Origin of the sequence: Methylophaga sp. UBA2012 (assembly GCF_002335235.1) — a bacterium.
Classification (GTDB): Bacteria; Pseudomonadota; Gammaproteobacteria; order Nitrosococcales; family Methylophagaceae; genus Methylophaga; species Methylophaga thalassica.
In genome coordinates, this window is sequence record NZ_DDCG01000013.1 from 169928 (window position 1) to 194058 (window position 24131).

At 43.1% G+C, this 24131-nt stretch carries 21 protein-coding genes; 1 reads left to right on the forward strand and 20 read right to left on the reverse strand.

All coding sequences use genetic code 11. From position 1 onward, the window contains the following. Positions 1–68: 68 nt before the first annotated feature. The 15 genes from B2248_RS10385 to ileS all read right to left on the reverse strand — a co-directional run bounded on the left by B2248_RS10385 (position 69) and on the right by ileS (position 18296). Positions 69–2507, reverse strand: a complete 2439-nt coding sequence (locus tag B2248_RS10385) for a heavy metal translocating P-type ATPase (protein ID WP_273182216.1) — start codon at positions 2505–2507, stop codon at positions 69–71. Between the two features lie 37 nt (positions 2508–2544). Then, positions 2545–3048 carry a FixH family protein gene (locus B2248_RS10390; protein ID WP_007145723.1) on the reverse strand — a complete coding sequence of 168 codons (504 nt, stop codon included), beginning with the start codon at positions 3046–3048 and terminating at the stop codon, positions 2545–2547. Positions 3049–3063: 15 nt separating this feature from the next. After that, positions 3064–4488, reverse strand: coding sequence for a cytochrome c oxidase accessory protein CcoG (gene ccoG / locus B2248_RS10395; protein WP_007145724.1), 1425 nt, complete (start codon positions 4486–4488; stop codon positions 3064–3066). A 331-nt stretch (positions 4489–4819) separates the two neighbouring features. After that, positions 4820–5746 carry a cytochrome-c oxidase, cbb3-type subunit III gene (gene ccoP / locus B2248_RS10400; RefSeq protein WP_273182219.1) on the reverse strand — a complete coding sequence of 309 codons (927 nt, stop codon included), beginning with the start codon at positions 5744–5746 and terminating at the stop codon, positions 4820–4822. 195 nt (positions 5747–5941) lie between these two features. Further along, positions 5942–6622 (reverse strand): cytochrome-c oxidase, cbb3-type subunit II, encoded by a 681-nt coding sequence (ccoO, locus tag B2248_RS10405; RefSeq protein WP_273182220.1) that lies wholly within the window; start codon positions 6620–6622, stop codon positions 5942–5944. 10 nt (positions 6623–6632) lie between these two features. Further along, positions 6633–8057: a cytochrome-c oxidase, cbb3-type subunit I gene (gene ccoN, locus B2248_RS10410; RefSeq protein ID WP_273182222.1), complete on the reverse strand. Its 1425-nt coding sequence runs from the start codon at positions 8055–8057 to the stop codon at positions 6633–6635. A gap of 389 nt (positions 8058–8446) precedes the next feature. Continuing rightward, positions 8447–8833, reverse strand: coding sequence for an MTH938/NDUFAF3 family protein (locus B2248_RS10415; protein WP_273182224.1), 387 nt, complete (start codon positions 8831–8833; stop codon positions 8447–8449). A gap of 5 nt (positions 8834–8838) precedes the next feature. Further along, positions 8839–9135: an integration host factor subunit beta gene (locus B2248_RS10420; protein ID WP_007145730.1), complete on the reverse strand. Its 297-nt coding sequence runs from the start codon at positions 9133–9135 to the stop codon at positions 8839–8841. A gap of 122 nt (positions 9136–9257) precedes the next feature. Next, positions 9258–10931, reverse strand: coding sequence for a 30S ribosomal protein S1 (rpsA, locus tag B2248_RS10425; protein WP_007145731.1), 1674 nt, complete (start codon positions 10929–10931; stop codon positions 9258–9260). Between the two features lie 110 nt (positions 10932–11041). Beyond that, complete coding sequence (gene cmk / locus B2248_RS10430) at positions 11042–11710, reverse strand: (d)CMP kinase (protein ID WP_414673482.1); 669 nt, start codon at positions 11708–11710, stop codon at positions 11042–11044. Then, entirely contained in the window at positions 11700–13019 is a 1320-nt protein-coding gene (aroA, locus tag B2248_RS10435) for a 3-phosphoshikimate 1-carboxyvinyltransferase (protein ID WP_273182765.1), read from the reverse strand. Before aroA ends, cmk begins: the two co-directional genes overlap by 11 nt. Positions 13020–13036: 17 nt before the next feature. Next, positions 13037–13924, reverse strand: coding sequence for a prephenate dehydrogenase (locus B2248_RS10440; protein ID WP_273182228.1), 888 nt, complete (start codon positions 13922–13924; stop codon positions 13037–13039). Next, on the reverse strand, positions 13924–15018 hold the full coding sequence (gene hisC / locus B2248_RS10445; protein WP_273182231.1) for a histidinol-phosphate transaminase: 1095 nt from the start codon (positions 15016–15018) through the stop codon (positions 13924–13926). The genes B2248_RS10440 and hisC overlap by 1 nt, the downstream gene beginning before the upstream one ends. After that, entirely contained in the window at positions 15015–15482 is a 468-nt protein-coding gene (gene lspA / locus B2248_RS10450; protein ID WP_273182233.1) for a signal peptidase II, read from the reverse strand. The genes hisC and lspA overlap by 4 nt, the downstream gene beginning before the upstream one ends. Before the next feature lie 9 nt (positions 15483–15491). Continuing rightward, the gene (gene ileS / locus B2248_RS10455; RefSeq protein WP_273182235.1) at positions 15492–18296 is read right to left on the reverse strand and encodes an isoleucine--tRNA ligase; all 2805 of its coding nucleotides are present in this window, start codon (positions 18294–18296) and stop codon (positions 15492–15494) included. A 162-nt stretch (positions 18297–18458) separates the two neighbouring features. Between ileS and B2248_RS10460 the strand changes: the two genes are divergently transcribed. Next, positions 18459–18752 (forward strand): DUF3579 domain-containing protein, encoded by a 294-nt coding sequence (locus B2248_RS10460; RefSeq protein ID WP_273182239.1) that lies wholly within the window; start codon positions 18459–18461, stop codon positions 18750–18752. On the opposite strand, the gene B2248_RS10465 is transcribed toward B2248_RS10460, so the two are convergent. From B2248_RS10465 to B2248_RS10485, 5 genes are all read right to left on the reverse strand, one after another. Then, positions 18749–19201: a CBS domain-containing protein gene (locus B2248_RS10465; protein ID WP_273182241.1), complete on the reverse strand. Its 453-nt coding sequence runs from the start codon at positions 19199–19201 to the stop codon at positions 18749–18751. The two genes, B2248_RS10460 and B2248_RS10465, sit on opposite strands and share 4 nt — an antisense overlap. A gap of 112 nt (positions 19202–19313) precedes the next feature. Beyond that, on the reverse strand, positions 19314–21767 hold the full coding sequence (locus tag B2248_RS10470; RefSeq protein WP_273182243.1) for a TonB-dependent siderophore receptor: 2454 nt from the start codon (positions 21765–21767) through the stop codon (positions 19314–19316). A 104-nt stretch (positions 21768–21871) separates the two neighbouring features. After that, on the reverse strand, positions 21872–22840 hold the full coding sequence (locus B2248_RS10475; RefSeq protein ID WP_007145741.1) for a FecR domain-containing protein: 969 nt from the start codon (positions 22838–22840) through the stop codon (positions 21872–21874). A 3-nt stretch (positions 22841–22843) separates the two neighbouring features. Next, positions 22844–23356: a sigma-70 family RNA polymerase sigma factor gene (locus B2248_RS10480; RefSeq protein ID WP_007145742.1), complete on the reverse strand. Its 513-nt coding sequence runs from the start codon at positions 23354–23356 to the stop codon at positions 22844–22846. Positions 23357–23435: 79 nt separating this feature from the next. Next, a partial coding sequence (locus B2248_RS10485) for an EF-Tu/IF-2/RF-3 family GTPase (protein WP_286722967.1) occupies positions 23436–24131 on the reverse strand: 696 nt, incomplete at its 5' end.

Sequence of the window (24131 nt, forward strand, 5' to 3'; positions counted from 1 at the left end):
ACTATTGCCTTTCGTTGAGCGATGAAATCAGGGCAAAACAAGCACTGACTTTTAATAGATCGTGCCAGCTACTTATTTTTATTTATAAACCTTCCGATCCGAGCAGAGTTTCCAATAACTAATAACGAACTTATCGGCATTGTTATCGCAGCCACTAGAGGATTTACCCAAGCACACATCGCTAAAGGCACCATGATAACGTTATAACCAATAGAAAGCATTATGTTCTGACGAATGATACGTAAAGTTGTTGTCGCCAAAAGCTTTGCTTCAGCAACTTTAGCCAGCTCTTGATGTGATAAGACAACATCAGCACTTTCTACTGAGACATCAGTGCCAGACGCCAGGGCCATGCCCACATCTGCTTGAATTAAAGCCGGCGCATCGTTTACACCATCCCCTATCATGGCTACGATATCACCTTGCGCTTGCAGTGATTTCACAACAGCAGATTTGTCCTGAGGCAGCACTTCCGCAAATCGCTGTATATTTGAAAATGACTGTGTAACCGCATTCACTACCTCCAGTCGGTCTCCACTCAACACAGTTATTTTGGCACCCGCCGCCTGTAATAATTGAATCGTTGACAAAGCATCCGCCCGAAGAGAATCTGTCAAACCAATAATACCTTGTAGCTCACCATCCACTGCAACAGACACACAACTAATACCTTGCTTTTCATTCTGTAGAATAGTGTTGTTAAGCGTTTCAGGAAAATAAATACTTTGTGAGCTCAACCACTGACGAGTTCCAACGAGTATATGTTTACCATCAATATACGCTGTCACACCTCGTCCGGGTGTCGTAGTAAACTTTGTGATGGGTAGCAATTTGAGCCCCGCTGATATTGCAGCATCACAGATAGCAGTCGCAATAGTGTGTTCTGAGTGTTGCTCAACAGAAGCCGCCAATCTGAGTAACTCCGATTGTGTTAAGTCTGCACAGGGCTCAACCACATGCACATTTAATTGGCCGGTTGTTAGCGTACCGGTTTTATCAAATACAAAATGATTCACTGCTGACAGACGCTCGAGTGTTTCACCCTGCTTGACCAAGACCCCTCGCTGCGCCCCTACGCCAGTTGCAACAGCAACTGACATTGGTGTGGCTAAACCAAAAGCGCATGGACAAGTAACCACTAATACTGAAATAGCCGCGAGTAAAGCGATTTCGAAGTCAAACTGTATCCAATATACGAATGTTAAGGTAGCAAGCGTTAGCGTTATCAACACAAACCAGGGAACAATTTTATCGGCTAACGTTTGGATAGGTGCTTTTGAAGCCTGCGCTTCGTCCATCAATGCAATAATTTTGGCCAAAGCGGTATTACGTAATACCTGCTCAACCTTAACCTGAAATGCCCCTTCACCATTAATACTGCCGGCAACGACAGAATCCCCGACTTGCTTGACTACAGGTACAGATTCCCCAGTCAACATCGACTCATCTACCGCACTATCACCTGACACAATAACCCCGTCTACAGGGATACTTTCACCAGGTCTGACTAAAATGGTTTGTCCGATTTTCACTGCACGTATTGGCACAACTTCAGTGATATTATCAACGATGACTGTGGCAAATTTAGGCTGTAATTCCAGCATCCTCCTGGTGGCAGAAAGTGCTTTCTTTTTTGAAATCGCTTCGAGATAGCGCCCTACTAAAATTACAAACAAAAAATTGACCACAGTGTCGAAATAAACATGACCCGTATCAAGTGCTTTTATCGTAGCGTAAGTCGAATATAAGTAGGTTGAAGTTGCACCAATCGCTATCGGTAGGTCCATTGTTAAAAAACGCTGTCGTAAGCCACTGATGGCACTACGAATAAATGGATAGCCCGAATACAGTAGGGTCGGCGTTGCAATCAGAAAACCTATCCAGTGAAACCATTGGCGAAACTCTCCATCACTTGCCCCACTGTATAGAGCGATGGATATCCACATCATATTCATCATCGCAAAGCCAGCAAATGCCATACGATAAAGTAATCCACGATGTCGTTTTGCTAATGCCCCTTCTGCTGTTTCCGGATCAAAGGGGACTGCGGCATAGCCTATTTCTGCTAGGCGGTTCAGAACGCTAGATAAAGCGATTTTTGAATTGTCCCAGTTTAGCTTTAGCCTTTTTGCCGTTAAATTCACCTCAGCATTAATAACGCCAGTTAGTCGATTAAGCGCATTTTCAATCAACCAGACACAAGCCGCGCAGTGAATTCCTTCTACCAATAAATGAATAGTACGTTCATTTTGATCAATATCCGTATAGTCGGATTGAATTTCATCCAGGTCATAAGCCGACAGATCGCCTAACCTGTCTGGCGGAGGAGCAAGAGGTTCGGACTGAGGGGTTTTGGCATAAAAACTTTGTAAACCCGCGCCATAAATGGTTTGACATACAGTTTTACAACCATGACAGCAAAATACGCGTTCTGCCCCATCAATCTCGGCTTTAAACTCGTTTATATCTTCGACGGCTAAAGCACAATGATAACAAGCTGTGGTCAAAACTAATCCTAGATTTCAGTTTATCAATATTTTAATTTTAAGGATTAATTTGTATGCGACGGGTTAATACGTACTTATCGTCTCCACGACGTGCTTCGATGATAATGTCCCAACTACCAGGTAAATTAAAACTCACATCGGTGACAAAGCTACCATGCCCAGAAGGCTGCATATCAGCAGAAAAGTCCTGACGTTTATCAGAGGGTCGGTAGGCGAAGAACTTCACCGAATCTAACATTAAACCAGCAGAATTTTGTCCCGTAATCAACGCTTCATAGGTTTGCGTTTGATTGACTCTGGTTGCCGATGGCGTCAGCAAAATACCTGACCAACCAAGGTTCTTTTCCTTGGCAATCTCTTCTTCTGTTTTAGCGTATGCCTGACCTTTTTCATAAAAATCTTCAAGCACCAAGTTAGGTGGTGATTTAAATGCTAGATAGATAAATAGTGCATTAGCACTTAGAAATACGAGTAAAAATACCAGCATACCCAATACCCATGGGTTTTTCAGTGCTTGACTATTTTCTTGTGAAATATTCATTCTTTTCCTCTTCCACTACTCAGGCGCCATAAACATACTTTCGTATGAGGTCGATATGGCTGAATTATTTAATACAACCGCTTTAAACTGTATCGGCACCAGACCTTTTTGAACTTTATCGTCAGGTACTCTCACCAACGCCGTCACAGGTACAACTTTACCTGGCTGAACAGTAATTTTATCGCCCATACCATGTAGGGTAGCACCCTCCAATCCTTCGACATCGTAACGGACGTCGATTGGTTCTTTTGTTTTATTTAATAACTTCAACGTATATTTATTCTGGATCCCACCATCACTGAGCCTTACATACAATGGTTGACGATCATGAATAACTTGGAACTCAGTTGGTGACAGCGTGAAGAAACCATAAATAATACCTGACAATGCTGTCAGCAAAATCAAACTATATATAATGACACGAGGTCTTTTATACATGGCTAAGACGTTTTTATCGTGATGCAGTTCCTTATAGGAAGCATAACGAATCAAACCGCGAGGCTGATTAGTTTTATCCATAATACTGTCACATGCATCAATACACATACCACATGTAATACAGCCCTCTTGCTGTCCCTTTCTTATATCAATACCGGTTGGGCAAACAGCAACACAGACTTTACAATCAATACAGCTACCTTTGGTTTCATCCTCCAGCTGACCTTTTTTTAGTTTACCTCTCGGTTCACCACGTTCAGCATCATAAGCTGGTAAAACAGTATCCTGGTCATACATCACACCTTGTAGTCGAGCATATGGGCATAACCAGAAACAGACTTGCTCACGCATAAAGCCTGCAAATACATAAGTAAATACACCAAACACCGCCATTGAAATCCAAACAGGCAATGGTGCTTGTAAGCTAAAAATCTCAGGCCATAACTGATAAGCATCCGTGAACCATGCGGCAAAGGAAATTCCGGTAATCAGCGCGATCGCAATCCATAAAGAATGCTTCGTTACCACACGTGCCAACTTATCAAATGACCAGGGCGCTTTTTTGAACTTCATCGCCTTCTGAGGACTATCTCCTTCAAGCTTGGTTTCGATAAAGGTATAGATATCTGTCCAGACAGTCTGAAAACAGAAGTAACCACAAAACACGCGTCCTGCAATGCTGGTTACAGCGGCTAATAAAATAGCAAAGAATAATAATGTTAACGACAACATCCAGATGTCTTGAGGATAAATCGTTAAATGAAAGAAATTAAATTGTCGATTTGGAATATCAAACAAAACCGCCTGGTGCCCATTCCAACGAATGTATGGGCCTAAAAAGAATATTAACCAAACAGACATCCCTAGCCACTTCCGGAGTCGAAATCGGCCCTTGATTCGTTTGGCAACCACTTTTTGGTCACCGGTATTCACGTGCCAATCGGAGACTTCTTCATAAATTTGGCTGACATCATCATTAACGTTTGTTTGTGATTGACTCATATCATCTCCGAAATAGTATTCATCGCGTGCATTTTAACACAGGCACAATCTAATATTAGTACTTACTGATATTAATTCGTTATAAAAAAGCCGACTTTATTTGTCGGCTTTCCATTTACCTAAACAACGGTTCAATAATAATTATTTATTTTCTATAACAATTATTTATCGTCTAGATTTTTCATAATTCTATAACCGATAACACCTATTACGACAATAGTCAGAACAACAGATGCAATCGCTCCAATAACAACTGCGTCAATATGCATATCTTCTCTCCTGAATAAGATTTCATCTCCTCTCAGAAACTAACTGAGAGGAGTGATATTGATTACTGCCCACCGCCTAATTGATGAACATAAACAGCTAATTTCTTAATTTCAGTTACTGATAAACGCTGAGTTTCATCGCCTTCGTATTCAGGCTCTTCATCCCATTTCTCAGCTTCAAGTTTCACTGCAAGCTTTTCATTCCATGCAGGCATGATAGCAACACGTGTTAATGGATCTGATGGGTCATTAACGCCATGCAGGATTGTGTAGCGAACCTCTTCCGGATCACCTGAGAAGCGCCAGATTTTATCGGTCAGGTTAGCTGAGCCTAATTCATGGATACCTTTGGCATCTGCACCATGACAACCGACACAGCCTTTTTCGTTAAATAACTTCCATCCGGCCTCTGTGGCTTTGCCATTTGATAAGTTTTCAACAAATTTAACCAAACCATCCACTTCCTCAGGTTTTAAGGTTTTCTCATGTGCCATCATCATGCCATGACGTCCAGCCGCAAGAGAGGTGACGATAGTGTTGATATCACCGCCATACAACCAATCATCATCGGCCAGAATAGGATAGCCAGAGTTTTTAGCTGGAACACCACCAGTACCATGACATGCAGCACAGTTATCACCAAATAAAACCTTGCTCGAACCTACTGCGTAGTTTCTCATTTCGGTGTCAGCAAGGATTTCTTCAGCCGTCATTGAAGCTAATTTCTCTTCATATGGGGCTCTGACGTCCTGAACTTTTGCCATATCTTCTTTGTACTCTTTGATTTGAGTCCAGCCTAACAATCCTTTTGTACTGTCATTAATTAATGGCAGCGATGGATAAAGGATAAAATAGACCAACACTAACAAGCCACTCAAATAAAGGGCATTTGTCCACCAACGTGGAGGTGGATTTTCTAACTCTCTGATGCCATCCCATTCGTGCCCTGTATCTGGCACTTCATTAGGATTCTTTTTATTATCAGCCATCATCATTTCTCCGAATTTGTATCGTCATCGTCCTGCAGCATAGTGCGGTGAGACTCTATTTTGTCTTTATTTTTAGGGTTAAGAACCCAAAAATAGAGCACCACCATCAGTATAAAAATTACTACTGTAAACACTAAGCCAAACCAGTCGGTTGCTGTCATTTCACTCCAATTAGTATGAAAATACTCTTGAAGTTTACTCACGATATGACCTGCCAGGCTCAAAGTTGACCATTGTTCCCAACACTTGCAGATAAGCAACTAACGCCTGCATTTCAGTTTTACCTTCAACTTCTGCAGCAGCATTATCAATTTGCTCATCCGTGTATGGAACGCCTAAGACTTTCATCGCCCGCAGACGTTTTTCAATTCCATTGCCATCAATGGTTGCATGTTCTAACCATGGATAACTTGGCATAACAGACTCAGGTACAACCGAACGGGGGTTATGTAAATGCTGAATATGCCATGCATCAGAATATTTTCCACCAACACGGGCTAAATCAGGTCCAGTACGTTTTGAACCCCATTGGAAAGGATGATCATACTTTGACTCTACAGCCAGAGAGTAATGACCGTAACGATCTTTTTCATCACGAAAAGGACGGATCATTTGTGAGTGGCACAAATAACAGCCTTCACGTTGATAGATATCACGACCAGCTAATTCAAGTGCCGTATATGGGCGAACTGTTTTCAGCTCTTCATACTCAGGATGCACTTGATCCTCAAAAGTGGTTTTGAGGTAAAACAGAGGAACGATTTCTACGATACCGCCTACAGAAACAACCAATGCCGTTGCTAACACAAGCGCCCAGATATTTTTTTCCAGTTTTTCTTGAAAGGTAACTGGTTTATTAGAATTATGATCAGACATTCCAGTCTCCTTAAATGTTAGCCGCAGTTGCCATTGCAGCCGATGGCTTAGCAATTGCACGACGGATAGTCACTGTAACGTTGAATAACATGATGCAAGCACCTGAGAAGAATATCAGTCCACCCATAGCACGCATTGCATAGTAAGGGTGCATTTGAGCAACTGACTCAACAAAGGTGTAGGCCAAGTTACCGTAGTCATCATATGCACGCCACATAAGGCCTTGCATAATGCCGGATACCCACATAGCTGTGATATAAACCGCTGTACCAATTGTGGCCATCCAGAAGTGGAGATTCACTAGACGGATTGAGTACATGGTTGTTCCCCACATACGTTCAACCATATGATAAAGCGCACCGATAGACACCATCGCTACCCAGCCTAATGCGCCTGAGTGAACGTGACCGATGGTCCAGTCTGTATAGTGTGATAATGCGTTAACAGTTTTTGAAGCCATGACTGGACCTTCAAAAGTTGACATCGCATAGAATGCTAAAGAGACAATCAGGAAGCGTAAGATATAATCGGTACGCAGCTTGTCCCAGGCTCCACTCAATGTAAACATACCGTTGATTGCACCACCCCATGAAGGAATGATCATCGCTAATGATATAGCGGCACCTAATGAACCAGTCCAATCAGGTAACGCAGTATATTGAAGATGGTGAGCACCTAGCCAAACATAACCGAAAACTAATGCCCAGAAATGGATGACAGATAAGCGGTATGAATATACAGGGCGATTCGCTTGTTTAGGAACAAAGTAGTACATGATTCCCAAAAAGCCTGCAGTCAGGAAGAAACCAACCGCATTATGACCCCACCACCACTGAATCATGGCATCTTGAACACCTGAAAACAGTGAATAAGATTTAAATAATTCAACAGGGATAGCCAAGCTATTCACAACATGCAGATAAGTAATCATGACCATCATCGCAATGAAGAACCAGTTTGCAACATAGATATGTGAAACTTTGCGAATTGAGATTGTCATGATGAAGTTAAAGGTATAAACCAACCATACCGCTGCAATCAGAATATCAATCGGCCATTCTAATTCCGCATATTCTTTTGATTGAGTGTAACCAAGAGGTAAGGTGATTACAGCACCAAGAATAACGAGATTCCAGCCCCAAAAAGTGAACCAGGCTAACTTATCACTCCATAGACGCGTACGACATGTGCGCTGTACGATGTAATAAGCTGTTGCCATTAGTGTTGAACCACCAAAAGCAAAAATAACCGCATTGGTATGTAAAGGACGTAAACGACCAAAACTGATATATGGATTATCAAAATTCAGGACTGGCCAAGCCAATTCTGAGGCGATATAAACACCGATACCGGTGCCAACGACCAAGTAGACGCATGCCATATAGGCAAACCACTTGACCACTTGAAAGTTATATTGTTGTTGTTCCGCTTGCATAGCGACCACACCTTCTCTCTTTGGAAAACTCTCTCTCAACTTTGCTGAAAACCACACAACAAAATCAGGACCCTTTTCTACATGCTTCAATGAATATCGAAAGCAGTTAGAATTTTACATCAATCATTAGAATTGCTTCACATCAAAACATTGATCTAGATCAAACGTTGTGTGATAAAGCTCATTGTGCTGTGAAATGCCCCACCCCGCACGTAACAGGGAATTTTCCTAAGAACAAAATGTCCGGTCAAGTTGGTCAACGTTGGCACCTGACATAAAACCTATATTTATATTAAAAAAACAAATAGTTACAAAAATCCGTTAAAAAAAAAGAAATATGGATAATGTCAAGATAATGAATGATTGCGGCTTATTAAATTTGCTCGTATTTAAGGACTGAGGATCAGTACCACTGAACGTTCTTCTGCTAACAGTAAATTGTATGTATGGCAGGCAGATGACAATGTCATAAACTCGGTTCCGATACCTTGCTCGTTGAAATACTTGGCTGTGTTTATCAGGGGAAAAGAAAGGCCGGCTTCAGTCGCAAAAATAATTACTTCTGGAGCCAGCGCTTTTAAAGCAGACAGAGTATCTGCTGTTAGATTTTGGATATTAGTGACGTCAATATTTTCTATTATTTGATTTGGCGTCAAAACAAACCCGAGGTCATAAGACTTAAGAATTTGTGTATTTTTCTGGCGAACAGTGACTGACTGTTCATCATATGAGTGGATTTGGTTAAATTCGAAAACCGCTTCCTGGCTCAGTTTCATCTGTTCTACTGCTGATAACCTGCCGCATCGTTGACGCGGTCACGCAACTCTTTACCAGGCTTGAAATGCGGTACATATTTTTCATCTAACTGAACAGATTCACCACTTTTTGGGTTACGCCCAACACGTGGTGGTCGATGATGTAAGGTAAAACTACCAAACCCGCGAATTTCAATTCTATCTCCTTGTGAAAGGCTATCGCTCATCTGTTCTAAAATGAGTTTAACTGCAAGCTCAACATCACGATAATTCAATAGAGATTGTTTTTCAGATAAAACTTCAATCAAATCTGATTTGGTCATGTCTTTAAAATTCCTGGAATAATGCGCTAAACACCAATATCAAATATCGGCTTTAATCTTCTGAATCTATTAGAGAAAAACCCCTGACAAAATCAGGGGTTCATCTTTAAATTGAAAAACGATTAATTGTCTTTCTGATCCATTTGTTCTTTCAGCAAATCACCCAGAGTAGTGTTGCCTGCAGAAACATTACTGTACTCTTTCACAGCTTCTGATTCTTCTTGATCATCTTTCGCTTTAATAGAAAGAGTTAGCGTACGATCTTTACGTGACATGCCAGTAAATTTAGCTTCAACATCGTCGCCAACAGCCAGAATTTTACTTGCATCTTCAACACGTTCACGAGCAATATCTGCAGCACGAACATAACCTTCAACGCCTTCAGCTAATTCAATTGTTGCGCCACGAGCGTCAACAGCAATGACTTTACCGTTAACAATGCTTCCACGTGGATGCTCAGCTAAGTAAGCAGAGAACGGATCGTCTTGTAATTGTTTAATACCTAAAGAGATGCGTTCACGTTCAGGATCAATCGCTAAAACAACCGCTTCAACGTCATCACCTTTCTTGAAGTCACGAATTAATTCTTCGTTGTCTTCTTCCCAAGAGATATCAGACAAGTGAATCAGACCGTCAATACCACCGTCTAAGCCGATGAAGATACCAAAATCAGTGATTGACTTGATAGCACCACTCACTTTGTCGCCTTTGTTGTGGGTCATCGCAAACTCTTCCCATGGGTTCGTTTGGCATTGTTTGATACCCAGAGAAATACGGCGACGTTCTGCATCAATATCCAGAACCATAACTTCAACTTCATCACCCAGTTGAACCAGTTTAGATGGGTGAACGTTTTTGTTAGTCCAGTCCATTTCAGACATATGAACTAAACCTTCAACACCATCTTCGATTTCAACAAAGCAACCGTAGTCAGCAATGTTTGTGACTTTACCGTGGATGCGTGTGCTGTTTGGATAACGACGAGCGATATCTTTCCAAGGATCATCACCCATTTGTTTCAGACCCAGTGAAACACGTTCACGGTCTTTATCAAATTTCAGTACTTGAACTTCAATTTCGTCACCGATAGCAACAACTTCAGATGGGTGTTTGACACGTTTCCACGCCATATCAGTGATATGTAACAGACCATCGATGCCGCCCAGATCAACGAACGCACCGTAGTCAGTCAGGTTCTTAACAATACCTTTAACTACTTTGCCTTCTTCCAGCGTTTCTAATAACGCTTCGCGTTCTGCACTGTTTTCTTCTTCCATAATCGCACGACGTGAAACAACGATGTTGTTACGTGGACGATCAAGTTTAATCAGTTTGAATTCGAGTTCTTTATTTTCCAGGTGAGTAGTATCACGGATTGGACGAACATCAACCAAAGAACCAGGAAGGAATGCACGGATATTTTCCAGATCCACGGTGAAACCACCTTTGACCTTACCAGAAATGATACCCATAACGGTTTCACCCGCTTCAAACGCGTGTTCCAATTTAGTCCATGCTTCGGCAGCTTTCGCTTTATCACGTGACAATTGTGTCGCACCAAAACCATCTTCTAATGATTCCAGCGATACATCGACTAAGTCACCAACAGAAACCGTTACTTCACCATTTTCGTTCAAAAATTCTGAAACTGGGATAGCGCCTTCTGATTTCAGACCGGCATTGACCATAACAACATCAGGACCGACATTGACTACCGTACCGGTAACAATTTTGCCTGGTTGCATTGGAGTTGAATTTAGACTCTCTTCGAAGAGATCAGCAAAGCTTTCGCTCATTGTTAAATATCCTTGACCCTGTTGAGGAAACAAGATCACCTAATTAATCACTCGCTCATGCGAGATCGTTAAACATCCCATTCGACAAGTATCGAACAGGCACCAAAAAATTAAATTGCACAATAGCTGCGCACTTTTTCATATACTGCAGCGATACCTAATTCGGTAGAATCCAGTATCAATGCATCCGTAGCGGGCAATAACGGCGCGACTTTACGTTCACTGTCACGCTTGTCCCGCTCTGAGATTTCTGCAATGAGATCGGAAAGGTTACTCTCAATTCCTTTCTCTTTCAACTGCTTATAACGTCTCAATGCTCTTTCTTCCGCACTTGCGGTTAAAAACACTTTAAATGGTGCATCAGGGAAGACAACCGTACCCATGTCACGCCCATCGGTGACTAAACCGGGTAATTGGCAAAAGTCACGCTGACGCTGTAATAATGCTGCCCTCACAGCAGGAATCGCTGCCACTTTAGACGCTGCATTACCTGCTTTTTCTGTACGAATTTGCTGGCTAACCTCTTCGCCCTCTAACAGCACGCTGAGTCCGTCATCATCTAAATGAAATTGTAGATCTAAGGTTTTTGCTAGTTGAACAAGGGACTTTTCATCCGAGGCTGGAATCTGGTGTTTAAGACTGGCAAATGCCAGTACCCGATATATCGCACCACTATCTAAATAGTGCCAACCCAATTCTCTGGCTATCATTTGTGCAATGGTGCCTTTGCCAGATCCGCTGGGCCCATCGATCGTTAATACAGGAATATCAGCCATCAATTTCATCAACCTGCAAACCGACTTTATTGGCTAGATCAACAAAGCCCGGGAATGAGGTAGCCACGTTGGCACAATCATTAATCTGGATAGAGCCACCAGCCTGCAGCCCCGCAATAGCAAATGACATTGCAATCCGATGATCACTATGACTGTCGACCTCACCGCTACCAATCACACCACCAGTAATAACAATGCCATCTTCTGTTGGCTTGGCATCGATCCCCAATGTGGTTAAACCATCGGCCATAACTTGAATGCGATCACTTTCTTTCACTCGTAACTCTTCAGCCCCGGTCAACACTGTCTGACCTTCAGCGCAGGCTGCTGCAATGAATAATGCAGGAAATTCATCAATGGCTAGAGGTACTTGATCTTCTGGAATTTGAATCCCTTTTAAGGGTGCATATTGGATACGAATATCAGCCACAGGCTCACCACCAGTGACTTTTTCATTGGTCAGCGTAATATTTGCGCCCATTTCCTGAAGAATATTGATAACACCAATACGGGTCGGATTCACACCAACATGTTCGAGAGTAATATCTGAACCGGGTGCAATCGCCGCAGCGACCATGAAGAACGTGGCTGAGGAAATATCGGCAGGTACATCTATGTTTGTTGCTGTCAGCTTACCGCCACCCACTAGAGAAACGGTACTGCCCTCTTTTTCTACCTGATAGCCCATCCCCTGAAGCATGCGCTCGGTATGATCTCGCGTTGGCGCAGGTTCTGTAACAGACGTTTTACCTTCTGCATATAAACCGGCCAATAATAGACAGGATTTAACCTGTGCACTGGCCATTGGCAAATCATAATGAATCGCTTTCAGGCTGCTTGTTTTATGTAAGGTAAGCGGTGGTTTGCCATCAGTGGTATCGATCTTCGCGCCCATTAATGCTAACGGATCGGTCACACGTTTCATCGGTCTGGATGATAATGACTTATCCCCCGTCATGGTGACATCAAAACCCTGGCCTGCCAGCAGTCCAGATAACAGACGCATGGATGTACCGCTATTACCCAGGTTTAATGCTGTTTCAGGTGCTTTAAGGCCGTGCATACCTACACCATAAATCGTGACCTTACCTTTATCAGGGCCAATGATGTCGACCCCCATACCACGAAAAACAGCGAGTGTTGCTAAAGCATCTTCACCCTCTAAAAATCCGGTAACTTCTGTCGTTCCCTCTGCAAGTGAGCCAAGCATGATTGAGCGATGTGAAATCGATTTATCACCCGGCACCCGTACTTTCCCGGTAATCTTACCACCAGGATGAACAATATATTTTTTACTCGCTTCACTAGACACGTCTGTTGATTCCACTTTTATACTTCACTGTTATCTATCAAATCAGGATCGGCAAAACGGGTATCCCGGGCTTTTTTAGCACGAGCAAACACCTCAATTAAATACTCCCCATCTTCTTCCTTGATGGCCTGTTCGATTTTATTAATGCCTTGATGGTATTCATCAAGTAAATTAAGAATGGCTTGTTTATTACCCAAACAGATATCTCGCCACATCACAGCATCACTTGAGGCAATTCGCGAAAAATCACGAAAGCCACCGGCGGCATAGCGTAAAACTTCATCGCAATCATCACGTTGCGCTAACATGCCTACCAAGTTAAATGCCAGTACATGAGGCAAATGACTTGTCGCTGCTAATACCGTATCGTGATGTTCGACATCCATCTCAAAGACTTCTGCCCCTGTTAACTGCCACATGGCTTTAATTTTTGCGGTGGCTGCAGGGTCTGTGTCACTCACCGGTGTCAGAACAACCCGATGGTCCTCATACAAAGTAGCGAATGCAGCGGAAGGACCGCTTTTTTCTGTACCAGCAATCGGATGTCCCGGCACAAACTGCTTGAAGTTATCTCCCAATGCCTCGCGTGCCGCCAGGACCACTTGTGCTTTAGCACTACCACCATCGGTGATAATGGCTTCTGGTCTTAGGTGCTGACTCATATCAGCAAAAACCGCCACCATCGCCCCCATCGGCACGGCAACAAAGACAACATCGGCTTCAGCAACCGCTTCAGCAATGGAATCAGCAGCCTTATCAATAACCCCTAAAGCCAATGCTTCTTGCCGGGCATTTTCACTGCGTGAATAACCGATGACTTCGTTAACAGCACCTTTGGATTTAAGAGATAAGGCAAGTGAACCACCAATCAGTCCAACACCTATTACAGCCAGCCGATTAATCATTAACCGCGTCCCAAAATACCAGATAAGGCATCGAGAAAGCGCTGGTTTTCTTCAGCTAAACCAATACTGACCCGAAGGTGCTGAGGTAAACCATAATTAGCCACTGGGCGAACAATAACCCCTTCATATAGCAGTTCATCGTAAACTTCAAAAGCATTGGTGTGCACATTGACTGTGATGAAGTTGGCTCTGGAAGGAATATATTGCAATCCCATTTTCTCAAAGCCAGCAATGAGTTGTTTCATGCCAGCTTGATTGACATCTCGCGTTTGCTGTAAATAAGCTTCATCGCCCAGAGCGGCGACCGCAGCAGCTTGAGCCAGATTACTGACATTAAACGGTTGTCTGACTCGATTCATCAAATCAGCGACTTCAGGATGTGATAAAGAATACCCCACCCTTAGACCCGCCAGACCATAAGCTTTAGAAAATGTGCGGGTAATGATCAGATTATGGAAATCCTGCAGCCATGGTACCGAATTTTCTTCCATATTGAGGTATTCAACATAGGCTTCATCCAGTACGACTAAGACCTTTTCAGGGACTTTTTCTAAAAATAATTTAATTTTCTCTGGCTCTAACCAAGTACCCGTCGGATTATTGGGATTAGCAATAAAAATGACTTTTGTACGTGGGCTAATCGCTTTATAGATAGCATCAAGATCATAACCATAGTCTTTAGCCTGCGTCACAACTGGGGTCGCACCAATGGCTTGCGTCACTATCCCATACACAGCAAAAGCATGTTCTGAAAAAATAATTTCATCCCCTGCCCCGGCAAAAGCACGTGCCACCATTTCCAGTACATCATTCGAGCCATTACCCAGGGTAATCTGCTCAGGTGCTACCTGATGTTTTTCAGCTAATGCCAATTTTAATGCGTAGCCGTTGCCATCCGGGTAGCGTGCCATTTCTTTAGCTGCCATTGCCACTGCGGCCACAGCCGCTTTAGGAGGACCAAGCGGATTTTCATTGGAGGCCAGCTTAATAACATTACGAACACCATACTGACGTTGTAACTCTTCAATGGGTTTACCCGGGACATAAGGTTGCAGGTTAGCAACCCCACTTACAGCAAGATCACAAAAACTCATTTCTGCTCCGTTTTGTTTCTGAAGCTATCGAAAATCAATAGAATGGCACCTATACAAATCGCTGAGTCAGCCACATTAAATGCCGGCCAATGGTAGGTTCCGTAATAGACATCCAGAAAATCGATGACATAACCATGTATGAAGCGATCAATCACATTACCCAATGCCCCACCCAGAATTAATGCTAAAGAGGCTGCTTCGAATTTTGCATCTGGTTTTAGTCGTTTCATCCAAAACAGTAAGATGATACTTACCAGAACGGCTAAACCACTAAAAAACCAACGTTGCCAGCCACTTTCTGCCGCAAGAAAACTAAATGCAGCACCATGGTTATACGCCAGAGTAATATTAAAAAAGGGCAAAACGGCTATAGACTGATAAAGCTCTAATGTACTATTCGCCCACCATTTGCTGAGTTGATCAAACACAATCACCAAAGCAGAAAGATTCAACCATTTCAGCATGTTATTTATTTAAGCGAACTGTCTTAGTTCGCCATCTCCTTCGATATTATCAACACAACGACCACACAACTCAGGGTGATGGCTATTCTGTCCAACAGATTCAACCTGATGCCAGCAGCGGTCACAGCGTGAATATTCAGCCGCTTTAATTGCAACAAGTACGCCTGACAAGCTTGTCTGTACAGCTTGTTTAGCTGCATCACTATCCATACTGAAAAGATTGACCTTTGAGGTAATCAAAACAAACTTTAACTCATCGCCCAGCTTGTTCAATGAAGCCAACATTTTTTCATCTACAAACAGACTAATTTCGGCAGTTAATCCACCTTTAATCTGGCCTGCATTTCGTTGATTTTCGAGTTCTTTAGCAACCACCTCTCTGACACTAAAGACCTGATTCCAGAATGCTAGATCAAAGTCGGTGTTTTGAGGCAATGGCGCTAATTCATCACTCCAGAGATTGAGTAATACAGATTCGTTACGTTCACCCGGTAAGTAGCCCCATAATTCATCTGCAGTGAAACTCAGAATAGGCGCCATCCAACGCACCATTGCTTCCAGAATATGGTACATCGCTGTTTGTGATGAGCGTCTGCCCAAACTATCTGTCTGCATCGTGTACTGGCGATCTTTAGTGATATCCAGATACAGGCTGCCCATTTCATTTGCACAGAAATTATGTAACTTCTGATAAATCACATGGAACTGATAACTCTCATAGGCTGCCAGAATATCTTGCTGTAAATGGTAAGCGCGATCCAAAGCCCAACGATCCAAAGGTAATAAATCGTCGACAGCAACCCTATTGTTGGCTGGGTCAAAATCATTCAGGTTTGATAATAAATAACGAGCAGTATTACGGATACGACGATAAGAATCGGCAGTGCGTTTGAGAATTTCATCAGACACTGTCATCTCGCCACTGTAATCAGTGGAAGCCACCCACAGACGAATAATATCGGCCCCCAGGCTGTTCATCACTTTTTGTGGTGAAACCGTGTTACCCAAGGACTTAGACATTTTTTTGCCATTCGCATCAACAGTGAAGCCGTGAGTTAATGCTGCTTTGTAGGGTGCTTTTCCAGTGGTTGCCACAGAGGTCAACAAAGATGACTGGAACCAGCCACGATGCTGGTCACTACCTTCCAGATATAAATCTGCAGGACGATTTAAATACGCACGACGAGCCAATACACACGCATGAGACACACCAGAATCAAACCATACGTCCAGGGTATCAGTTACTTTTTCATAGTCGGCCGCTTGTTCGCCTAATAACGATTCTGGCTCTAAATCAAACCATGCATCGATGCCCTCTTGCTCAACCTTCTGGGCGACGGTTTCCATCAACTGTTCAGTGTCAGGATGCAACTCACCTGTTTGTTGGTGAACAAATAACGGAATTGGCACCCCCCAGGTACGCTGACGAGAAATACACCAGTCAGGGCGTCCTTCTACCATATTTTCAATACGTTTTTGACCCCAGGCTGGCATCCAGTCTGTATCAGCAATGGCTTTCATCGCAGCACTTCGCAAACCATTTTGATCCATGCTAACGAACCACTGTGGCGTCGCGCGGAAAATAATCGGGCTCTTATGACGCCAGCAATGCGGGTAGCTATGCTGAATATCGATGTGCGCGAGTAATGCGCCTTTTTCTTTTAAAAGCGCGATAACATCCGGATTCGCTTTAAACACAGATTTGCCAGCAAAAATCGGCGTGTCCGGTAAAAACACTCCATTACCACCCACTGGATTATCCACTTTTAAGTCATATTTCAGACCGACAACAAAGTCGTCCTGACCATGTCCAGGAGCCGTATGCACCGCACCAGTACCGGCATCCGCCGTGACGTGGTCACCTAAAATAACAGGCACTTGTCGATCGTAAAATGGATGCTGAAGCAATAAACCTTCCAGTGTTTCGCCTTTAAAGCGTGTCACTACTTCAGCTTCAATGCCATAGCGCTGGAGAGCCGCTTCATATAATGACTCAGCTAAAACCAGTTGCTCATTATCCGCTTGCAATAAAACATAAGTGAATTCAGGGTTGACCGAAACAGCCTGATTGGCAGGTAGTGTCCAAGGAGTCGTTGTCCAGATAGGCAAACTCAGTACACCTTTACCTGAATGACCTACAGCATTTTCAAAAGCAGTTTTGTCAACGATGCTAAAACGCACATCAATGGCTGGCGAGGTTTTATCTTCGTATTCGACTTCCGCCTCTGCTAAAGCAGAACCGCAGTCCACACACCAGTGCACAGGTTTCACACCTTTATGCAGGTGGCCTTGTTTAGTGATTTGCCCTAAGGTACGGATGATGTCGGCTTCAAAGCTGAAATCCATGGTCAGATAAGGATTATCCCACTCACCCAAAACACCTAAACGTTTAAAGTCTTCGCGCTGACCATCCACTTGTTTAGCAGCATAATCACGACAGGCCTGACGAAACTCTTTGGCAGTGACTTTTACACCAGGTTTACCCACTTTCTTCTCGACATTCAGTTCGATAGGTAAACCATGACAATCCCAGCCGGGAACATATGGCGCATCAAACCCACTCAAGGTTTTAGACTTGATAATAATATCTTTTAAAATCTTGTTAACGGCGTGACCAATATGGATATCACCATTTGCATAGGGAGGACCATCATGCAAAATAAATTGTGGTCTACCTTTGGCCTGTTCACGAATTTTTTCGTAGAGATTAATATCCTGCCAATGTTGAAGCGTTTGTGGTTCACGGTTAGGTAAACCGGCTTTCATAGGAAATTCTGTTGCAGGTAAATTTAGCGTTTGTTTGTAGTCAGCCACAAGATTCTCGTAGAGTAGGAAAACTAAAAGCGGTGATTATACGGATTTTTATTGCCGACCTAAATCATTGAAAGCACTTTTATTTACACTCTGTGCTTATGCAAACATGATTATTTACAGTAGAATGCCGATTTTAACCCATCACAATTGAGCTGACGCTTTATGTCCATATCGAAAAAGGTGATCATCCGCGGACTGACTTTAGACGGTGGAAAGTTTCGCCCCAGTGACTGGGCAGAGCGCTTGTGCGGAGCAGTTGCCTCATATGGTCCTGGTCGACGCATTATTTTTCATCCCAGTGTCAGGCTAGCGACATTAGAAGGCGTCAAATGCGTGGTGATTGACGCTGACTTAGAACAAAGAGACGAGATGCTTTTCGACTTTCTGTTAGATTTCGCCAAAGATAACCATCTACAAATCGATCACAGCGATAACTTCGATTCAGAACAACATTAGATTTCCTGCTCGGCGTCAGGCCAGTTCTGAATATAATTTTTTAGCAATTTATTCTCGAACTTGGCTTTTTTCAGCAACTCTTCCACGATATCTGTAATAGATAACATACCTTCCAACTTACCTTTATAAACAACAGGTAAGTGACGGATATTATGCTCCACCATTTTATTCATCACTTCCTCAAGCGTATTATCGGGCTCACAGGTATAAGGATTAGGCGTCATGGCATCGTTGACCAGCATTTGATTCCACTGATCTGGATGTGTATCAAGAATTTTCAAAATGTCCCGTTCAGATAAAATCCCCACCATCGTCCCGTTGGCTTCGGTAATAATCAATGAACCTATTCGGTGTTCCATCAACATGGCAACCGCTTTATCCAGACTGTCTTTTGGTGATAAGCCAATGACAGGTTTACCTTTATTTTTGGTAATCGATCTGACTTTCATGGTCCTGCCCCTCTTCTCTGAGTGCTGAGGCTTATTCTGCTTGAGTCAGTAAGTGTTTGGCAACAAATAAGAAAAAAGGGTTGCATGATTTATCATGCAACCCTTGGTAGAACTACCAGTTGTAAGTCGCTGAGGCAATGACTCGACGGCCATCACCGTAATAACAGACCAGATCCGTACATGTGGTGGTGTACTCACGATCAAATAAATTACTGACGTTCAGCGCCAGTCTCACATCATCAAAGTCATAACGGATACTAGCGTCAGTTAATGTGTAACCACCGGTTTCAATATCGACACTCTGATTACCGCTGAGCGCACTCAAATTATCCTTGCCAATATAAGTGCTTTCACCAATATAACGTAAGCCTGCCCCTACGCCTAAACCTTTCAGTACACCGCTTGTTTGTGTGTAATCAAGCCATAAGCTTGCTGTTTGACGGGGTTGGTTAGGAATCAGACTATCTTTTTCCCAGCTATTTGGACTTTCAGTAATACGCGCATCAACATAACTATAAGCGGCTGTGAGTTTGACTTGTTCGGATATATCTAAACCGGCTTCAATTTCCACACCGGTAGAGTTCACCTCACCCACCTGACGTGATACACCATTAACATTCACGGCATCGTACTCGGTGATGACATAGTCCTCTTTCGTCAAATCAAACACAGCCATACTGATAAAACCATCAATATTTTTCGGTTCATACTTCACACCGACTTCATATTGCTTGGCTTTTTCAGGATCAAATAAATTGCCATTCGTATCGGTTTTTGTGACTAAATTAAATGATTCGCTATAACTCATATAAGGCGAAAGGCCATTATCAAATTTATAGACCAAACCAATACGCCCTGAAAAATCTTCCGCTGATTTATCTGCATCAACATCGCTACTGTTTGTATAATTCACATCAACATCATTTTTAACCCAGTCGTAACGTCCGCCAATCAGTAAACGCCAATTTTCATAAGCGAGTTGGTCCTGCATATACAACCCTGTTTGACGCGAGTAAATATCTCTATCTTGACTAAGCGAGAGATCACCTACTGCTGAACCATACACAGGATTTAAATAATTAATCGCTGTGGCTGTTCCACTAAAAGTCTTTTCTGTAGCATCAGAATAGCGCCAATCCAGACCAATAAGCACATCATGAGTTAGTTTTCCAGCATCAAAATGCGCTAACAACTGATTATCTACAGCAAAAGCATTTAATTCTTCTTTCTTTCTGGAAGCTACTCTACCTTGTATACCTGAAGTTAAATCGGATGCAAATAGATTACCGCTAATACCAAGAGCTTTAAAGTCTAGATCAACTTGATCATATCGGGTGTTTTGTCTGAAAGACCATGTATCATTAAAAGTATGAGAAAACTCATATCCCACTGCTCGATAATCACGCTCAAAGTTATTAAAATCCTCTTCACCATCAAAAAAACCGAATTCTCGATCGTAGACCTTCGCTCCACCTCGAAAAGCACTAAAAGTTTTCAACAATGCCGGTGAGAAATGACTATTAAAACTATAAGTTTGATCATCATGCTGCTCAACAGCCAGTACCGTTAACTGAGTATCATCACTGATATTCCAGGTTAATGAGGGTGCCACCATCTTACGTCTGGAGTCGTTATAGTCGACTTCTGAATTACTATCGTTACCCACAAAGGTCAGGCGATATAGTAATTTGCCTTCCTCATCAACTTTGCCACTGAAATCACCGGCTAACTCAAAAAAGTCATTACTGCCTGCCGACAGACGTAATTCATGCAAAGGCTCCTCCGTTGGACGCTTGCTGACCAAATTCACCAAACCACCGGGTTGAGCTTGCCCATAAGTCACTGAACTCGGGCCACGAATCACTTCTACTCGCTCTAGTGCATAACTATCCGCTCTGGGTAGACCATAGGTACTGGTTGGAATCAGCAGACCATCACGATAGACCTGTGTTTTGGCATCAAAGCCACGCAAACTAAACCAGTCATAGCGTGTATCGTAACCATAAGGCACACTCAGACTCGGCGTGTATTGCAATGCCTCCGTGACCGTTTTTGCACCACGAATAGTTAATTGCTGTTGGGTAACCACTGAAATTGACTGCGGTGTATCAAAAATTGAGGCGTTGTTTTTAGTCGCTGATGCACTGCGCTGTGCAGCATAACTATCAATCGGTGTATAAGGCGATAATGATGATTTTTCCCCCGTGACCGTCACCACAGGTAAATCAGCAGACTGTTCATTGCTTTGTGTCAGACGATAACTATTTTCTGATTGTTTAACCACTGACAAAGGGGTGCCTTGCAATAGTTTTTGCAATCCCATGCTAATGCTGTATTCCCCCCTCAGCCCTGCGGTTTTATATGGACTGGCTAATTCAGGCGAATAACTTAATAAAATACCTGCTTGCTGACCAAACTGATTTAATGCGCTGGTTAACTGACCTGCTGCCACATTAAAATTAACTTTTTGTTTTGTGCTACTGATCTCTTGATCTGCTGCCAATACCGGCGTCGGTGATATCAGGACCAAACCTGTAGTGGTCAGTAAAGCAGTTGCGAGCGTCATGGCGCTCAATAACGTTGGCTTGTATAACATGCGATGTCTCACTTCCATTAACAAATAGTGTCTATTTGTTCTGTCACGTGAGAATGAAAAAAAGACCAAAAAAATTAAACGGTCTGTTTTGGTCTGAGCATTATCCAGTAACGCGTTCTATAAACTAACTCAATCTGCAATGTTGCAGATAACGCTCGTAATACTTGCTCAACATCCATTAATGGATAAGTCCCCGAGACTCGGCGGGTGGCTATTGTCGGGTCACAACGTAACCATCCATGGTGATAATTTTCCAATTCCGTTAACACATCAGCCAGAGCCATGTTATCTGCTATTAACATATGCTGTTGCCATGCCAATGCCTCTTCTCTGGCAGGAACAACCGAGCCAGACTGATCAGCAGCAAAGCTGATCTGATGACCTGCTTTAATTAGCAATGTCGGAAACCTATCCTGTCTGATGATATTAACAGCACCTTCATACACAGCAAGTAATGCCTGATTTTCACGCTGTTTCACATAAAAACGTGTGCCCAACGGCTGCATATCAGCCCAAGGTGTTTTTAATAAAAAGGGTCTATTCTCTTTGGCCGTGGTGATAAGCACATCACCCGCCAGTAGTGTGAGGTAACGCTGTTGCTCTGAATAATCTACTGAAAATGCCGTGTTCGCATTCATTTGAACTTGAGTGCCATCTACCAATGTCACCTGTCGAGTCTCAGCAATCCCTGTATGGTAGTCAGCCATTAAGGGTGCAAGAAACATATCATTCTTTAAAAATGCCCAGGAACCACCACTGATAATGGCTACACCGGCCAATGACTGTAAAAAATGACGACGACTTTTAGCGGCTTTATTTAATGATTGGTGAGTCACCCCACGTGAAAGCGGCGAGCTTAAAGAACTCAGCTCGTTATTGACCTGTTCGATTCTTGACCAGGCGATTTGATGACTGCTGTCAGCCTCAAGCCACTCCTGCCATTGCTGTCTGAGCACATGGTCATCATCACGCTCGCTCAAGCTCAGATACCATTCAATCGCCTCTAAGGCGATCTTTTGTTCTATTTGAATGGCTTCAGTCATTTTTTATTTCACGCTGATCGCAAAATAGCATTGAGCAGCAGCACGACTCAGATAGCGTTTAACGGTAGAGACCGAAACAGACAATTTCTCAGCAATTTCCTGCTGTTTCATTCCATCCAGTTGCGCATGAAGAAATGCACGCTTCACATCCAGTGGCAAACCTTGTAATCGCTGATTAATCGCCACTATCGACTCGATAATAATAGCTTGCTCTTCTTCAGACGGATGTAAATCTTCAGGTATGTCAGAAATCGCTTCTAGATAGGCTTTTTCAACATATTGACGGCGCCAGTGATTAGCCACACTGCGCTTGGCCAGCGTGGTGAGAAATGCACGCGGCTCTTCTAATAAGAGCTGCTCCTCACGCGCCAATAAGGTCACAAAAATATCATGAGAAATATCAGCAGCTGATTCCGTTGACTCGACTTTGCCACGAAGCCAGCGAAATAACCAAGAATGGTGCTGTCGGTAGAGACTAGCTATGGTTTGTTGCTCTGACTCCTGATAAACGGACATACATTGCCTGACGAGTTAAATAAATGAGAATCATTATCATATAATATATAACCGCAATCAGGCAATAAGCATTCAATTATCAGAGATGTTCGCGTGTTGCCCGGAAATCGATATCAGGCCAGCGTTCCATCGTCAGGTCAAGATTCACCCGTGTTGGTGCGATATAGGTCAGATTACCCGCACCATCCAATGCCAGGTTTTGTGATGCTTTCTTTTTAAACTCTTCCAGTTTCCGCACATCATCACAATAGACCCAGCGAGCGGTATACACCTGAACCGCTTCATAAGCACATTCGACGTTGTATTCACCTTTCAAACGGTGGACTACCACATCGAACTGAAGCACACCCACCGCACCCAAGATCAGGTCGTTATTATCCAAAGGTCGGAATAACTGAGTCGCCCCCTCTTCACTCAGTTGCTGTAGGCCTTTTAATAAGGCTTTATTCTTGAGAGGATCTTTTAATCTGACCCGACGGAATAACTCAGGCGCGAAATAGGGAATACCGGTGAACTGAAGATCTTCACCTTGAGTGAAGGTATCACCTATCTGAATGGTGCCGTGATTGTGCAGCCCCAGAATATCGCCTGGATAGGCTTCTTCTGCCTGCTCACGTTCAGCCGCCATAAAGGTCACTGCATTAGCGATGGTCACATCCTTGCCAATACGCGCCTGATGCAGCTTCATCCCTTTTGTATATTTGCCTGAACACACACGTAAAAACGCAATGCGGTCACGATGTTTCGGATCCATATTGGCCTGAATCTTAAACAC

Excerpts from the sequence above, each read along its gene's own strand:
- B2248_RS10475 (WP_007145741.1), bottom strand. The coding sequence starts at position 22,840 with ATGACTGAAGCCATTCAAATAGAACAAAAGATCGCCTTAGAGGCGATT.
- lspA (WP_273182233.1), bottom strand. The coding sequence starts at position 15,482 with ATGCTGAAATGGTTGAATCTTTCTGCTTTGGTGATTGTGTTTGATCAA.
- B2248_RS10415 (WP_273182224.1), bottom strand. The coding sequence starts at position 8,833 with ATGAAACTGAGCCAGGAAGCGGTTTTCGAATTTAACCAAATCCACTCA.
- ccoG (WP_007145724.1), bottom strand. The coding sequence starts at position 4,488 with ATGAGTCAATCACAAACAAACGTTAATGATGATGTCAGCCAAATTTAT.
- ccoN (WP_273182222.1), bottom strand. The coding sequence starts at position 8,057 with ATGCAAGCGGAACAACAACAATATAACTTTCAAGTGGTCAAGTGGTTT.
- B2248_RS10470 (WP_273182243.1), bottom strand. The coding sequence starts at position 21,767 with ATGACGCTCGCAACTGCTTTACTGACCACTACAGGTTTGGTCCTGATA.
- B2248_RS10460 (WP_273182239.1), top strand. The coding sequence starts at position 18,459 with ATGTCCATATCGAAAAAGGTGATCATCCGCGGACTGACTTTAGACGGT.
- B2248_RS10440 (WP_273182228.1), bottom strand. The coding sequence starts at position 13,924 with ATGATTAATCGGCTGGCTGTAATAGGTGTTGGACTGATTGGTGGTTCA.
- hisC (WP_273182231.1), bottom strand. The coding sequence starts at position 15,018 with ATGAGTTTTTGTGATCTTGCTGTAAGTGGGGTTGCTAACCTGCAACCT.
- rpsA (WP_007145731.1), bottom strand. The coding sequence starts at position 10,931 with ATGAGCGAAAGCTTTGCTGATCTCTTCGAAGAGAGTCTAAATTCAACT.
- B2248_RS10465 (WP_273182241.1), bottom strand. The coding sequence starts at position 19,201 with ATGAAAGTCAGATCGATTACCAAAAATAAAGGTAAACCTGTCATTGGC.
- ccoP (WP_273182219.1), bottom strand. The coding sequence starts at position 5,746 with ATGGCTGATAATAAAAAGAATCCTAATGAAGTGCCAGATACAGGGCAC.
- B2248_RS10420 (WP_007145730.1), bottom strand. The coding sequence starts at position 9,135 with ATGACCAAATCAGATTTGATTGAAGTTTTATCTGAAAAACAATCTCTA.
- ccoO (WP_273182220.1), bottom strand. The coding sequence starts at position 6,622 with ATGTCTGATCATAATTCTAATAAACCAGTTACCTTTCAAGAAAAACTG.
- B2248_RS10480 (WP_007145742.1), bottom strand. The coding sequence starts at position 23,356 with ATGTCCGTTTATCAGGAGTCAGAGCAACAAACCATAGCTAGTCTCTAC.
- B2248_RS10390 (WP_007145723.1), bottom strand. The coding sequence starts at position 3,048 with ATGAATATTTCACAAGAAAATAGTCAAGCACTGAAAAACCCATGGGTA.